This is a genomic window from Paraburkholderia sp. J12, from assembly GCF_905220215.1.
GTDB lineage: Bacteria > Pseudomonadota > Gammaproteobacteria > Burkholderiales > Burkholderiaceae > Paraburkholderia.
Genome location: NZ_CAJMZC010000012.1, coordinates 1 through 14929 on the forward strand (window position 1 = coordinate 1; position 14929 = coordinate 14929).

At 57.5% G+C, this 14929-nt stretch carries 14 protein-coding genes; 11 read left to right on the forward strand and 3 right to left on the reverse strand.

Features of this window, described 5'->3' with window-relative positions:
* Positions 1–217 (forward strand): DUF2827 family protein (locus U5760_RS22975; RefSeq protein WP_322014599.1); only part of this gene is annotated, 217 nt, incomplete at its 5' end.
* A 66-nt stretch (positions 218–283) separates the two neighbouring features.
* Here U5760_RS22975 and U5760_RS22980 read toward each other — a convergent pair.
* Together U5760_RS22980 and U5760_RS22985 are read right to left on the reverse strand one after the other, a co-directional pair.
* Complete coding sequence (locus tag U5760_RS22980; RefSeq protein WP_322014600.1) at positions 284–1588, reverse strand: DUF3443 domain-containing protein; 1305 nt, start codon at positions 1586–1588, stop codon at positions 284–286.
* Positions 1585–2043 (reverse strand): DUF2844 domain-containing protein, encoded by a 459-nt coding sequence (locus tag U5760_RS22985; protein WP_322014601.1) that lies wholly within the window; start codon positions 2041–2043, stop codon positions 1585–1587. Before U5760_RS22985 ends, U5760_RS22980 begins: the two co-directional genes overlap by 4 nt.
* A gap of 601 nt (positions 2044–2644) precedes the next feature.
* On the opposite strand from U5760_RS22985, the gene U5760_RS22990 reads away from it, so the two are divergent.
* The 5 genes from U5760_RS22990 to U5760_RS23010 all read left to right on the forward strand — a co-directional run bounded on the left by U5760_RS22990 (position 2645) and on the right by U5760_RS23010 (position 8914).
* Entirely contained in the window at positions 2645–2845 is a 201-nt protein-coding gene (locus tag U5760_RS22990; RefSeq protein ID WP_322014603.1) for a hypothetical protein, read from the forward strand.
* Positions 2846–2955: 110 nt separating this feature from the next.
* A complete protein-coding gene (locus U5760_RS22995; RefSeq protein ID WP_322014802.1) occupies positions 2956–4353 on the forward strand; it encodes a circularly permuted type 2 ATP-grasp protein in 1398 nt (465 codons plus the stop codon).
* Between the two features lie 37 nt (positions 4354–4390).
* Positions 4391–5332, forward strand: a complete 942-nt coding sequence (locus U5760_RS23000; protein ID WP_322014604.1) for an alpha-E domain-containing protein — start codon at positions 4391–4393, stop codon at positions 5330–5332.
* A gap of 46 nt (positions 5333–5378) precedes the next feature.
* Positions 5379–7913, forward strand: coding sequence for a circularly permuted type 2 ATP-grasp protein (locus U5760_RS23005; protein WP_322014605.1), 2535 nt, complete (start codon positions 5379–5381; stop codon positions 7911–7913).
* Between the two features lie 29 nt (positions 7914–7942).
* Positions 7943–8914: a transglutaminase family protein gene (locus U5760_RS23010; protein ID WP_322014606.1), complete on the forward strand. Its 972-nt coding sequence runs from the start codon at positions 7943–7945 to the stop codon at positions 8912–8914.
* Between the two features lie 65 nt (positions 8915–8979).
* On the opposite strand, the gene U5760_RS23015 is transcribed toward U5760_RS23010, so the two are convergent.
* Entirely contained in the window at positions 8980–9708 is a 729-nt protein-coding gene (locus U5760_RS23015) for a response regulator transcription factor (protein ID WP_322014607.1), read from the reverse strand.
* Between the two features lie 800 nt (positions 9709–10508).
* On the opposite strand from U5760_RS23015, the gene U5760_RS23020 reads away from it, so the two are divergent.
* The 5 genes from U5760_RS23020 (at position 10509) to U5760_RS23035 (ending at position 14773) form a co-directional block, all read left to right on the forward strand.
* Positions 10509–11291 carry a response regulator gene (locus U5760_RS23020; protein WP_322014803.1) on the forward strand — a complete coding sequence of 261 codons (783 nt, stop codon included), beginning with the start codon at positions 10509–10511 and terminating at the stop codon, positions 11289–11291.
* 540 nt (positions 11292–11831) lie between these two features.
* Complete coding sequence (locus tag U5760_RS23025; protein ID WP_322014608.1) at positions 11832–12932, forward strand: porin; 1101 nt, start codon at positions 11832–11834, stop codon at positions 12930–12932.
* Positions 12933–13186: 254 nt separating this feature from the next.
* Positions 13187–13546 (forward strand): transposase, encoded by a 360-nt coding sequence (locus tag U5760_RS31710; RefSeq protein ID WP_415914158.1) that lies wholly within the window; start codon positions 13187–13189, stop codon positions 13544–13546.
* Positions 13543–14001, forward strand: a complete 459-nt coding sequence (locus U5760_RS23030) for a hypothetical protein (protein WP_322014609.1) — start codon at positions 13543–13545, stop codon at positions 13999–14001. The genes U5760_RS31710 and U5760_RS23030 overlap by 4 nt, the downstream gene beginning before the upstream one ends.
* 559 nt (positions 14002–14560) lie before the next feature.
* Positions 14561–14773: a hypothetical protein gene (locus U5760_RS23035; protein ID WP_322014610.1), complete on the forward strand. Its 213-nt coding sequence runs from the start codon at positions 14561–14563 to the stop codon at positions 14771–14773.
* The last annotated feature ends 156 nt before the right edge of the window (positions 14774–14929 follow it).

The following is a 14929-nucleotide window of genomic DNA, read 5'->3' on the forward strand; positions in this document are numbered from 1 at the left end:
GTCGCTCTGCCCGGATCTGGGCTACTACTACGAAAGCAGCAATGTGGAGGCCGGTGCACGCCGACTGGTTGAGGCTATCACCACGCATGACAGCCAGGCTGGCTGGTATCGCGAGCGACAGCGCACGTTGATCGGACGTCACTTGCCCGACAACCCGCAGGTGGTCGCGACTTATGCCGCCTTGCTGGATGACCTGATGAAGCGGCCGCTGCGTTAGTCCCCGCGGAAGATTGAAGTAACGGCACCCCGCGCTGGATCATCGGAAACTTCGCGTACTCTATCCTCAGAAGGCAAAGAAGGGACCATTTCCCGCGGGAGTTGTCTGGTTATCGATGGCGGCATAAACCCGTCGCCCGTAAAAGAACGGTAAACCCCACGCGAAGATGCTGCCGTTGTAGCCGGCGAGGTCGTTGAATGCCCAATTACTGGAGGCCAACAGTGTTTGTACACTGACCACGCTCATGTTAATGGAAACGTTCGTGTTGTCGATATCGGTGATGGTCGCATTCAGGTTTTGCGTTGCGCTCGAACAGAACCAGTCGCCACAGAGCGTGAAGGCACTGCTGGAAAAAAACAGGCCGTTCGCACCGCTATCCAGATAGCTCACGGGGTAGACCGTTCCATCCGAGGTGGTGGTGGTCACGAAGCCGTTCGAAGCATTGGCATGCAAGACCGTCGCCGAACCAAGCTGGTTATCCGCTTGCGTGCCGATGCCGAATGTCAACGTGCCGCTCACTGAAGAGGCGCCGTCCGCTCCGATTGCGGGCAGGTCGATCACGACGCCGTTGTTGTCCGCACTAAAGGCGGCAACGGGATTGCTGACTTGCTGCGCCAGTGGTTGGGAACTGGGTGCGCAGCCACTAGACGGGCAGGCGTAGTACCACGGCGAGATGGCCTGAGAGGCGCAGCCCAGTCCACAGTCCGAGTTGAAGAGTCCCACCCCCAGGATGCCGTTCGCGTGCAAGGTGGTGGCATTGTTCATGGCGATGCCGCTGCTTTCACAACTGCTGGGTGTGGCGGGGAAAGAGGGGTCGCCGATGACCTGGATGGGTAGCGACGTTGCGGTTTCCCCGGCGAGTTTGACATCCGCAAGGCGTACGGCGCCCCAACTGTACCCGGTGCCGAAAACGGCGCATTCGCCGGCCGCCGCCGAGCCAGAGCCTGCCGGCACGGCGGGCAGCACCAGACTGGAGGGCAAAGCGGAGGCAAGCAAGCGCAAGCCTTGTGAGCCTGTGTCGACCTGGACGTTGTCGATGGTTGCACAGTTGCTCGTACCCGGAGCGCACACGGTGACGCTCGTGGTCAGCATGTTGAGCGTTAGCGTGGGCGTAGGGCCGACGGTGACTGCCACGACGTTGGGTGTGGCCGACTGGGATACGGTGGTCGGGGTGCTGGTGGCCACCGGTGCACTGGCCGACGTTGCCGAGCTTGCGGGCGCGACTGTGGACGCGGCACCTGGACTGGCATTCGTCACCGCGGTATTCGATCCGCTGCCGCCACCACCGCCACATGCGCCAACTGTGGAGAGAAGCATGGTGCAAAACATTGCAGCAACGAACCGCGTGGCGCCACCGGGCCGGCCGTTCATTGCAGGTCTCCTTCACTCATGCCTGCGGGCAGCGCCGACGGCAGCCAGGCACGTCCCGCGTAACCGCGCATATGCCCGCCGGTTTCGACGACGACGCCAGCCGCCGTTACCCGCGCATTACGCATTTCGCCGGCGCGGGAAGCTGTGTCGCGCCAGGTGGCGGCATAGCGTCCGAGAATGGAGTCGAGATCGGGCTGTACAGGGCCATTCCACCGGTAGGCGAATGCCTTTCCGGTTGACGTTGCCACGTATTCGTCGATTGTGGTGTTGTTGGCGTCGGTGTAGCTGATGACCTGTGCCATTGTTCCGGAGAGTGTGCGCACGGTAGCGCCGCTCGGTGTCGAGGCCGGGTCCCCTAAGGCGGCGCGCACGGGCGTGCTAGCCAGACCGAGGAGACTGAAAAGGTAGACGAAAGCCGTGGTACGGCTGGTCCGCACAACGTTGAAAGCGCTCATGACACCTCCGACGTAGCTGGCGTGCCAACTCGAAGCCAGCCATCCCGTATTGATATGGAAAACTAACTATATATCGATGACTTTGTTGGACGTTCACTCCGCAAACTTGTTGCTGTCTGTGATTGAGCATACAAAGTTAAAAAATTTTTTCAATTACTGGATGCCGTTAAATTTGTGAACAAAAGTCAAATTGAGGGAATAAGCGGATGATTTAATGCTGCAGGCATTTTTTTAACAATTTGACAATGCGTATTGAATGGAGCGTGAGTGGTGCAGACAAACGTCGAGCAGTACTTCAAGGCTGGCTGGATGAATTGTTACCGTTTATTGACGGGCTCCCGGAATGGATAGGGAGACTGATGAAATGGTATGCGGAATGGTTGACAATGCTTCACAATCTATTTCTTTTGTATCGGTTAAATTTCTATGCATATTCGGTTAATTAAAACAGAAATTGCTTGAGAATTTGGGCCGTTGCGGAGCGTAACCACGCGGTCGGAAGAGACTCTGGTGCTAATTCTAGATTTATTGGTTGTGAGATCCCGGTTGTTTGGTCGAAAAAATTGAATTTCTTTTTAATTAAAAATAATCGAGCGATGATTTGAAAATAACTACGGAAATTGAATATCTCAAGAAGCTCGCGGAGCGCCTTGTTCGGCTGTACACCGATCTGGAAAGCAAGGAGAACTTCGGTCCGATCTACAGGCTGGCATTTACCCTCGAAGATCGCATAGGGAGCGGCCATCCGTTTGACGGCGATATCGAGCGGGCGGAAATGCTTCTGGGAAGAACGGGCTTCTGACTTCTGGCAGTCCTGCAACGCCTGGCGCTAAAAATCCCCTGTTGAATGACACCAATGGACTAATCGTCCCCTCCGGATGAGGAGTAGGCAATTTGAATCCCTTTGATGAAATGGTTGTGTCTGGAACCGATGTACGGCCGCCTTATACGCAGCTCATGGGATGGCTGGGCGCGCAGAATCCCGCATATCTGGCGCAAAAGACGTCCGACGCCGAGGCGGTCTTTCGTAGAACCGGAATCACGTTCGCCGTGTACGGGGACGAGCAGGCGACGGAGCGCCTGATTCCGTTCGACATCATCCCGCGTGTCATTTCATCCGCGGAGTGGACGAGACTGGCGGCAGGTATCGAGCAGCGCGTAACGGCGATCAACATGTTTCTCGACGACGTCTACCATCGCCAGGAGATTGTACGAGCGGGCATCGTGCCGCCTGAACTCATCGCGCAGAATGCGGCATTTCTCCCGGAGATGATCGGATTTCGACCGCCCGGCAACGTTTACACGCACGTCATCGGGATCGATATCGTGCGCACGGCCGAGAATCAGTTCTACGTCCTGGAAGACAACGCACGCACGCCCTCCGGTGTCTCCTACATGCTCGAGAACCGGGAGACGATGATGAAGCTATTTCCGGAATTGTTCCAGCGCGTGAAGGTGCAGCCGATCGAAACGTATCCTCAACTGCTACGTCAGTCGCTCTCGGAAGTGTGCCCGCAGGGCGTAGCGTCGGACAACCCGACCATCGCCGTGCTCACGCCTGGCATTCATAATTCGGCGTATTACGAGCATTCGTTTCTTGCGGACCAGATGGGTGTCCATCTCGTCGAGGGCAGTGATCTGCGAGTCGTCAACGGTCGCGTTGCGATGCGCACCACGGAGGGATTTCGCCCCATCGATGTCCTGTACCGCCGCATCGACGATGCCTTCATCGATCCGCTGGCTTTCCGGCGCGATTCGGTACTGGGCGTGCCGGGAATCATGGATGTGTACAGGGCGGGCAACATTACGATCGCAAACGCGCCTGGAACCGGCATCGCGGACGACAAGGCCATCTATTCCTATATGCCGGAAATCGTCAAGTTCTATACCGGGCGCTCCGCGATACTGGAGAACGTGCAGACCTGGCGTTGCGCGGAAAAGGACAGTCTGGCTTATGTCCTTGCCAATCTCGGCGAACTGGTGGTGAAGGAGGTGCATGGGTCCGGCGGGTATGGAATGCTGGTCGGTCCGGCAGCGTCTGCTGCGGAACGCGAGGCCTTCGCAGCCAGGCTGCGCGCGAACCCGGGCAATTACATCGCCCAACCCACGCTCGCTTTGTCGACCATTCCCATTCTGACTGAAAGCGGGCTGGCGCCACGGCATGTCGACTTGCGCCCCTTCGTTCTGGTTTCCCAGCGCATTCGTGTGACGCCGGGCGGACTGACGCGCGTTGCCCTGAAGGAAGGATCCCTGGTGGTGAACTCGAGTCAGGGCGGTGGAACGAAAGACACCTGGGTGCTGGCCGACTGACCCGTTCGATTCATACTAAAGCCAGGAGTCAATACCTATGTTACTCGGACGAACCGCCAGTGGCCTGTACTGGATGAGCCGCTATATCGAGCGGGCCGAAAATACCGCGCGAATCGTCGATGTCGGACTGCGCATGGCGCTTACACGAAGCCAGGATGCGGGCAGCGACTGGTCGTCGGTGGTCGTGAGCTCCGGCGTCGAGGAAGGATTTCGCAGCAAGCATGCCGCCTGTACCGTAGATTCCGTGGCCGACTATCTCCTGCGCGACCGGAGCAATCCGTCCAGCGTCCTGCTGTGCTTCGAGCGAGCCAGAGAAAACGCCCGCATGGTCAGAACTGCGCTCACGCGGGAGGTATGGGAGGGAGTGAACGAAGCGTGGATGATCGTGAAACGCGTGCTGGCCGAGCCGGTGCGTGCGGCTGAATTGACCGAGATCATCGATACCATCAAGCGACAGTCGGTGCTTATTCTCGGTACGTTCAGCGGCACGATGCTGCGCAATGAAATTTTTAATTTCATCCGTATCGGAACGTATATCGAACGTGCGGATAACACCGCGCGCATCCTGGACGTCAAGTATCACCTTCTGTTGCCCTCCGTCGCGCATGTCGGTACGTCGCTGGACTTCTATCAGTGGGAGTCCCTGTTGCGTTCGGTGGCGGCGCATCGGTCATATCGATGGGTGTACGACGCGCAATACCGCCCGCTCAATGTTGCCGATTTCCTCATTCTGAACCAGCGTATGCCCCGTTCCCTGCGTTTTTGCTACGAAGGGGTGAGCGAAAATCTCCAGCAACTGGCCGCCGGTCACGGGGCTTCCCATCCTTGTCATCGTGTCGCGGCCGCCATGCTGAAACGGCTGGCCGGGAGCTCCGTCGACTGCCTGTTCCGGGGCGGATTGCACGAATTTCTCACGGACTTCATAGCAGACAATAATCGTCTTAGCGCCGAAATCGCCGGTTGCTACAACTTCGATTGAGGATGTCATGCTTGCAGAGAAGATACGGATTGCAGAGCTTTAAGTAATGAAAGATGTCGAGCGTATCGGCGACCTGATCGGGAATGATCCCGATGGTCGCTGTGCAGTGCCTTTTCCTGTGTGGCAGGAGTTTTTTCGTTTTTCCGAAGCGGGTGGCGTGTCGTCGTTAGCGGCTGCGTACGTCGAATTGCAGCAGAGGGTGACGCAGAGCGGAATCGTGCCTCCCTTTGGTACTGATGGCGACACGCGAAACGATGCGGTTTGGTCGCCCGGAGTCCTCCCGATGATGATTGCATCGGCGGATTGGGGTCTTCTGGAAAAGGGCGTGCTGCAGCGAACACGCCTGCTCGATGCAATTCTGGAGGACACGTATGGCGACGGGAAGTTGCTGCAAGAAGGGCTGCTTCCACCGGCGCTCGTGACGGGGCACCCCGGATATATGCGGGCGATGCGGGGCGTGCGATCCGTTGGAGACATGTGGCTGTATCTCGTCGCCTTCGATGTAGTCAAGAGCCGGGATGGGAGGTGGCGCGTTCTGGCGCAGCACACTCATCACCCGTCCGGGCTGGGGTATCTGCTGGAAAACCGGCTGGCGACGTCGCATTTATTTCCCGACGCTTTTAGCGCATTGCATGTACAGCATGTAGCGGCGAGCTATCGGGCATTGTTACGTGGGCTGAGGAAATTGAGTCCGTCGAACGCGGACGCGAGAGCGGTGCTGCTGACGCCAGGTTCACGCGATCGCATGTATTGCGAGCATGCCTATCTCGCACGCTATCTCGGCTTGACGTTAGTCGAAAGCGGCGACCTTACTGTGCGAGACAATCGACTTTATCTGAAGACGATTGTGGGCCTCGAACCGGTCGGTATCGTGCTGCAGATGCAGTGCGATCTGAGCATCGATCCGCTGGAGTCATGGCCTTGCGCTGCGCCCGGAGTGCCAGGGATCGTGCAGGTTGTTCGGGCTGGACGAGTCATTGTCGCTAACGCGCCGGGGTCGACGTTTCTGGAGTCGCCGGGGCTTTTCTCATTTCTACCCCGTCTCGGCGAGCGGGTGCTGGGTGAACCTCTGAGTCTCGGGAGTGTGCCGACGCACTGGTGCGGGCATGAGGAAACGTGGCCAGGAATGCGGCCGTCCCTGCGCGCTCATATCATCAAGTCAAGTTATGGGAGGAGTGGCCATGAAAATCAATGGTTCGAACCGGTGGAGTGTGCGCAGCTGACCGAGTACGAACTGGATCGATGGGCGGCGCGGATTGACGCGCGGCCAGCAGATTATTTGCTACAGGAACCCCCGTGTGCTCAGTGGGTACCGTTTTGGCGTGAAGATCGCGAGGACGACGGGCAATACGGAATGCTGGAGCCACGTCAGACGATAGTGCGCGTATATGCCGTGGCGGACGGCCCGAAGTCCTGGCGCGTTATTCCCGGCGGCCTGTCGCATGTGTGCCCCGCAGGCGTGACGCCCGATGCCTGGCGCCTGGACGAGAGAGTCAGTATCGACACCTGGGTGTTATCGGATCGCGAGTCGGTAGTCGCGGCAGCGCAGCAACAGGAGGCGGGAGCGGAGACGTTCGGTTCGCCCAGCACCACGGTATCGAGCCGGGCGGCCGAGAATCTGTTCTGGCTGGGTCGTTATACGGAGCGCGCCGTCAACTGCGTACGACTGGCGCTCGCCGCGATCGGACGCCTCGATGGCCACACGACGCCTCGGGACGCTTCGCATCTGGAGTTGATCTGGCAGCTATGTCGCGAGAACGGAATGATCCGGGAGACCAGCGGGGCGCCGGCGCCCGACGCGATTCGCGATCGACTCGTCGCTTCGTTGAAAGGGAGCCGTAACGGCGGTCCGGGCCTGGTCTTCAACATGACGGGGATGCGCGAAGCCGCACGCGCGATCCGGGAGCGGCTTTCAACCCAGCATTGGCAATTGATTCACAACGCGTCCGAACTGGCGGTCCGGTTTGGAGACGAGGTCGGGGACGACGACTCGCTGGGCATGGGCGGAGTGATAAACGCACTTGAGAAGCTCAAGCTTTATCTCACGGCGATTACCGGGGAGCAGACCGACCATATGACACGGGACAACGGCTGGCGACTATTGTCCGTGGGCCGAAACATCGATCGTCTTTCTTATCTGGCTCACACGCTTTCCAGCGCGTTGGAATTCAGGGCGATTGATGGACCGGACGGCTTTGAACTCACGCTCGAACTGTTCGACAGCGTGGTCACGTATCTGTCCCGTTTCCAGCGCCGCTTTGACGTCGCGCCGCTGGTGGAATTGCTTGTGCTCGACGCGGACAATCCACGCTCGCTGGGCTGGGTAGCACGGACATTGCGCGCTCGACTATCGCGGATGGAGCTGGGGGACAATCACGCGCTTGGCGACATCGCCCGGACGGTCCCTGACCCGCGCGACTGGTCGTTGCAGAATCTGTGTGCAAAGGACGCAGATGGACAATATGGGAATCTCATTGGACGGGTGCGTGAGTGCCTCGCGTCGACATGGCAGTTGTCCGATCGTATTGGCGAGCGGTACTTTACCCATGCCTCGGCGGCGGACAGATCCTTGTCGAGTTGAAAGACGCTGAAAGAGAGTTGAGGTAGTGAATGTCTAAACAGGGCGAATCTCCCCCGTATCGCGTTTTGCGTGTGACGCACGAAACCGGATATCGCTATGAAGGGAGAGTCGAATACGCGTCACACGTGGCGTGGTTGAGGCCGGTTGAGCAGCTGCGTCAGAAGCTCTTGAATTTCGCCATTGAGATTGACCCCCGGCCGGATGCGATGACGTCTATGCTTGACGCCTTTGGAAATCATCGTATTCAGTTTGCGATTGATCGGCCGCACGATCATCTCTCGGTTCGGACCGTGAGCACCGTCGGGGTTCACACCTCGTTCGCTACCGACGATTTCGCGTGTCGAACAACGTCGGCGCCCGCTTCGACTTCGGTGTGCGGATTGTCTTCCTGGGAGGAAGTTCGGCAACGCTTTGCGTATAGCGGAACGAGGCCGTTCGATCGGGCCAGCGAATTTATCTTTCCGTCGCCGTTCGTGCCATGTCATTCCGATCTTGCGCGTTACGCCGCAGCGAGCTTTACGCCTGGCCGGCCGCTTCTGGAGGCGGCATGGCACCTGATGGGGCGCATTCATACGGACTTCGAATATTCACCCGGTGCCACGGATGTGAAAACTACCGCGCTCGACGCACTCGCACTTCGTCGCGGCGTATGCCAGGACTTTGCCCATGTCATGATTGGAGCGTTGCGTTCCATCGGCCTGGCCGCCCGCTATGTGAGCGGTTATCTGATGACCTATCCGGCTCCGGGTTGTCCTCGATTGATTGGGGCAGATGCGTCTCACGCCTGGGTGGCCGTGTACGATCCCTTGTGGAAAGACGACGGTGGCTGGATGGAGCTGGATCCGACGAACAACCGTGCCCCCGGCTCGGATTACGTCACCTTGGGGATTGGGCGGGACTATTCCGATGTCACACCGCTGCGCGGCATCATTCACGGTGGTGGCGTGAAGCACGATCTGAGCGTCGCCGTCACGGTGGAGGACGATGAATCCGCCCGTTGAAACCACCTGAAACCAGTGCGGAGAAGCGTTCCTGCTTGTGGGCCGCTGAACCGCCTGTGCCGCACTCAAGAAGGCGTTGTGGACGGCTGACCTGGGACGGGGTCATGCACGAGTTCGAGGCGATAGCCGTGCGTATAGATCGCACGCAGACGCACGCCATTTTCCGGCCCCAACCGAAGCTTGGTACGCAGGCGATGAATGTGTGTGTCGAGGCTTCGCGAGACCTTGTCCGGTTCGCGCCCCCAGATTCTCGTGATGAGCGTATCGCGTGGCATGACACGCTCCATGTTCCGAAAAAGCAGCGCTGCCAGATCGAATTCCTTTGGGGTTAATTCGAGAGTTTCATCGCCCAGAAGAATGAAGCGTCGGCCCAGATCAATGCGGTAGCGACCGACTTCCAGCGGGCGTCCGTGCGGCCCCGCATCGGGATAAGCCCTGCGCAACAGCGAATGAACGCGGGCGAGTAGCTCTCGCGGCCGCACCGGCTTGATCATGTAATCGTCCGCGCCGGCGTTCAGGGCGAGCACCAGCTCGTCCTCCCGCGTTCGATTGGTGAGGAAAAGAACGGGCATTTCACGCCCAATACGGTGCCTCACCCAACCGAGAACATCGAGGCCGGAGATATCGGGTACCTGCCAGTCGAGCAATAATAGATCGACCGTTTCGCTTTCCAGGTAGCGAATTGCCTGGGCACCCCGTTGAAAAGACCGCACCTCGTGTCCATCGTCTTGTAAGGTCAGCTCGAGAAATTCCGCTTGGCTACGGTCGTCTTCGAGCGAAAGAATTATCGCCAACTTTGGGTCCTCGTTCGTTGCACATGCCGAACCGGTCTCCTGGTTTCAGGTTGGGCGATTTGCTGGCATGTTCACATACCCGATCAACGATAAGTCAGTGACTTGGGTGGTTGATCGGGCATATCGATCGGAATTCGTATTTTTTGCGTGTGGTTCGTAATTTTTGCATTTCGACTCCAGGTTATTTGTGAATTTTTTTGAATGCGCGAGGAGGTCGGGAAGTTGAGGGGTTTTTGCAAAAATTGACAAAAATTATTCAGGATGAGTGCTAGTATCCGCCGCGGATTCATGAGCCGTTGCGCAGGTAGATCAGGAAATCGAAGCAATGCACTTTTCTGTGGAACGACAGGTAGTGCTATTAAGTGAGTGCTGCTAATTGTAGATCAGAAGCCGCTCGTAATATGCCGTCATATTCGGACACGGTGACGGTAGGCGGAGCGCTCGCACGATAACCCGGCAACGCACGAGAAAATGGCCACTCTGGTCAGACAGAGCTCTTGGGGGTCAAATGAATATTTCCTCGCGCTTGGCGCTCAGAATATCTCGCGGTTTTCACGGCGACATCGGGAGTTGGGTTTTCCGAGCCGATTGGGCCGCCGCATTTGAGTCGACGTTGTTCCAGTCGTCTGCCGGGCGTTGGTGACGACTTTGTGATCGACACGCGCCGACTTCCTTCGAGCCTGTTGCGGCCGGGCACAGCGAAAGGCGGCCGCGTCCTGCCGGCCGGGGCGGGTCTTTGTTTTCGCTCGATTACGGATTATGCTGACAAGCAGGGGTTGGCCCGATTAGGTTCGTTGGACATGTTCGCCGATACTCATATTCTTCTTGTAGATGACAACCCGGATGAGCTGCGACTGCTCATTGAGGCCCTGCGAGGCGCCCGATTCAGGATCAGTGTCGCCATGGATGGTATGCAGGCTTACCAACGCGCGCTCGCCGGCAAGCCCGACCTGGTCGTGATGGATATTCGAATGCCCCGCATGGATGGTTTCACCGCATGCCGGCTGCTGGCGGCCAACTCGGACACCCGTGAGATCCCGGTCATTTTCCTGAGTTCACTGAGCGACCTGGACAAGCGCCTGGAGGGGTTGGGTGCCGGCGCCGTCGACTACGTGATCAAGCCGTTCGAGCCGGCTGAAGTTGTCGCGCGAATCCAGGTGCATCTTAGAAGAGCGAGGCCTGTCCGGACGGACGTCGAAGTGGAACTGGGCGGCACGTCAGATGGGCCACTCGTGCAGGCGGCAATTGACTATCTGCTGTCCCATTTGCATGATCCGCCGACATTGGACGATCTTGCGAAGCTTCTCGGAACCAATGAGAAGCGGCTTTCTCGTGCGTTTCGCAAGAATATCGGCAAATCTCCATTCGAATATCTGCGTGAGAGGCGTCTCAAACTCGCGGCGCGTCTTCTTGCTGAAACATCGCTCGCTATCAATGCCATATCGGACGAGACGGGCTTTACCAGCGCGGCAAACTTTGCGACGGTATTTCGGGAGCACTTTGGCCAGACGCCTTCCGAGTATCGGCGGGCGAACTGCAAGGAGTCTGTGAAAGCACTGCCCGATGACAGTGAGTCACGATAAGCTCGTCGCTCAGCGGCAGCTCGATCGACTAGCTCGAGGCGAGGCAGGGCGGCTATCCTGAGAGCGTGATCGATCTTCCGTTCTTCTGGAGAACGAAGTGTCATCGATTCTGACATGGCAATCATGCTAACCGTAGGCACCCATGCTCGATACGATCAATTGAAGATCTTGAACGCGATTTTTCCCAATAGACCGAGCCGTATACATCAGCTCGACAAGATTATTCGCCTTGCGTGCGCTGCAGCTTTTATCGCGGTTACGGTCAGTATGCTTGTACCGACGTTAGTTCGTGTCCATTCCGCGTTGGAGCCGGCTTCGGCCCGCGGTAGTGTTGGCGGCTGCAAAACTGCGATTGGGTGTTGGGTGCAGTTCCACGCCCGGGCAGGTTAAAAGCAGGGCGGTCATGATGTCACCTCAGTCAGTCTGTTAGGAATGCTATTGTGCAGTGCGGTATGCGACGTCTAATCGACATCCAGGTTGGCCGCAACGGGCTTGTGTTGTACCTGGCCGGCGCCAATTTTCATGTGAAGAGGCGACAAGTTGAAAAATGCGCATCTGGCTGGACCGCTCCTGATCATCCTCTCCACGGGTGCCTTTGCCCAATCGAGTGTGACACTGTATGGGGTGATTGACTCGAACGTTCGCTACCTGACGAACGCGAGCTCTACCGGCAATTCGCTCGTGGAAATGGGAACGGGGGGAATGTCGGAGAGTGAGGTGGGTATCCGGGGTGTCGAGGACATCGGGCAAGGCGTGTCCGCAATTTTCCGCATTGAGAACCGGTTTTTTTCTGGCTCCGGGCAATCCGACCCGGCGCTCCCATTCTGGAATACGGCGTTTGTCGGGCTCCGTTCTGCGACGCTCGGGCAACTGACCTTGGGTCGACAGACGAATACCCTGGTCGACACCGTAACGAAGGTTTATGCATCCAACCCGTGGATTCCCTATTCGAATTCGTTCCAGCCTGAGCTGACAATGACGGCCGGCATCTGGACCAGCAATCTGGCGAAGTACGCGATACGGTTGGGGAGCCTGACCGGTGAAGCGTCTTACGCCTTCGGGGGGGATGCCGGTCATACTTCGTATGGTTCGCAGATGGCTTTCGGTTTGGGCTGGTTGCCTGGCGGCCCCGTGAGTCTCGCTGCTGCTTACTCGGCGATCCGGGACTCGACGAACGGATCGCTTGCGAAGCTCTGGACTGCGGGCGGCTCTTACACATGGGATGCTACGCAGTTCCACGCAGGGTATTACGAGAACCGGCTCGATCCCGGATTTAGCTCGTACCTGAATGGCCCATTCACGCAGGAAGAGCTAATGGCGCTTAAATATCTTGATTTCAGTTCGCGCCGAATGATGACGGCAGGGATTACGCAAACCGTCAGTACGACGTGGCACTTTTCGCTTAACTATTGGCGTACATGGCAATCGGGCAAGACGACCGATCTCGACGGTACCGCATCGCAGTTCCAGCTCGTTGCGGACTACAGCCTGTCGCGGCGTACCGATGTTTACCTGGAAGGTGACTACAGTTTGTACAGAGGGGATCTGATTGGCGCGCAGCTACAGGGTGCGAATGCCTTGGGGTCGGCAGTAAAGTCGACGCAGCTTGGGCTTGCCGCGGGCGTGAGACATCAGTTCTAGCGATATCGGCTTACTTATTGCTTTGAGGAGTAGTCATATCAGCGTGATTCCGGTACTCCGGGTTTCCCGGAAAATTAAATAGTTTTCCTTATTGTATCGGTTGACAAGGGTTGACATTCGTATATCAACGAATGGGCTAATCTCGATACGTGGCAGTTCTTCGACGTCTGTCTGGTATAGCTTCCTATGCTTGGCCACGCCTGTTCATTTTGTCTCCAGACACGGACCTTCGCATTGCACGATCAGGACGCGCCATGAAATGTCCCGCTATCGCCCTCGTATCTGCACCCGGCCCATCGCAGCACACATCTCACGATCTGACCCATGAACAGTGGCATCGTATCAGGCCGCTATTTACGTTGTTCGATGCGATGCCAACGCTCGGTCACCGGCATGCAAGCACGAGAGAAGCGGTTAATGGCGTTCTTTGGAAGATCGTGAATGCTTGCGCGTGGCTCAACGTGCCACGAAGCTATCCGGCCGGACCTTATTGCCAGGATATCTGCATGGAGTGGGATCAGAAGGGCCTGCTGGCTGCTATCCTGCATGAATTGCACGGGGACGCTGCTCCCCGCATGCTCGAGGAGGCCAGGCGCGCGGGTGAGATGCCATGAAAAATAAAACTCGCATGCCGCGTACGAAAGAGATGTTGTTGCCTCTGCCGGGGAGCAACGTACGAAGTATTTCTCTCGAAAATCACCTCGCGCTCGCGACGATGCGTAGCGGCCACGGCACAACCGAAACGATGGTGGCGCTCTTGCGGGTTCTCTACATGACGTATTACCTGCTTGAGCGGGATTGTACGGAGGCAGAGCTTGCGGATTTTCGCCAGGCAGAAGTCACCCTGGATCGGTGCATTCGTGCTGCGAGTGAAAAGCGAGGATGGCATCTTCCGGAGGAGGTGCTGCCGGCGATCGAACAGGTGTTGCGACGTAGCGATGAAATCGTCGGCTCTGTGCCGAAGTATCGTTACGTGGAAGCATGGGAAAGACTGGAGCGCTTCGTTCGTTCCGGCCGGCTCTCGCCCCTGCCGGGCAGTGGCATGATGCCCCGGCAGGCGGCCTTGTAGACTAGCGACGTTTGAGGGTTGCAGCCAGAGCGCGGTGTGGCGGGAGGGTGGAGTCCATCAATGTTGCACCCCGAAAAAAAGGTCCCGCACCAAGGCGGGACGCAAACATGGGAACTCGGATAGAGTCATCCTCCCATGGACTGGCATACATTCCGGAATGGAATGTACAGCTCAATTTTATCTGCGGTTAAACCCAATATTTTGAATTATTGTCAAAGTGCGGGTGCCCAATCTGCGATTGATGCTTCGCAGTCAGCAGCCGTCCGCATTGTTCAGATCCCCATCTGCTCGGCCGCACTATCGCAACCGATGTGATAGATGGTCTGGCGACATTCGTAGTATCGGCGCCGCTCCGAATTTATTCCCCTTGATGGCGGCAAGAAGTGCGATGGGGCTCGTGTCATTTGTTGACAATATTGCGCCCCTGTTTCCCTTTAGGCTAATGCAAGGGGTGCCGGCGTAGCCAATACGCGAGGCAGACCCATGAGTTCCATGTCGACCGCTCAGTTATTCGCGGCATAACGATGCAATCTGACGACGTGACTGTGGTGCCGAAAAAATGACCGTGGAAGAACTGAGAAGGCTTCTGAGCGATTTAATTGAAAAGTGCGTTTCGGACGAACTCGTGAAGAAACACCTGCTTGATCTGGTGACTCGCGATGAGCTTCCTCTCAAAGAGATACTCATCGAATTGACGCCATTTGCCTTGGGGCGGCTAAGCGAAGAAGACCGAAAAGCGATCGGCGACATGGCTTTCTACGACAGCCGATGACCGCAAACCTGATGGGTTGGTACCAACAGAGGCGAGGGTATGACGAGGGAACGCTAATGAGCCGGATCGACAGCAACATACAGGCTCCGTCACCGGATAACGAACGTAACGAACGGCCGGGCGCAAAGCTCCTGGCGATTTCGAATTTTAGACGAT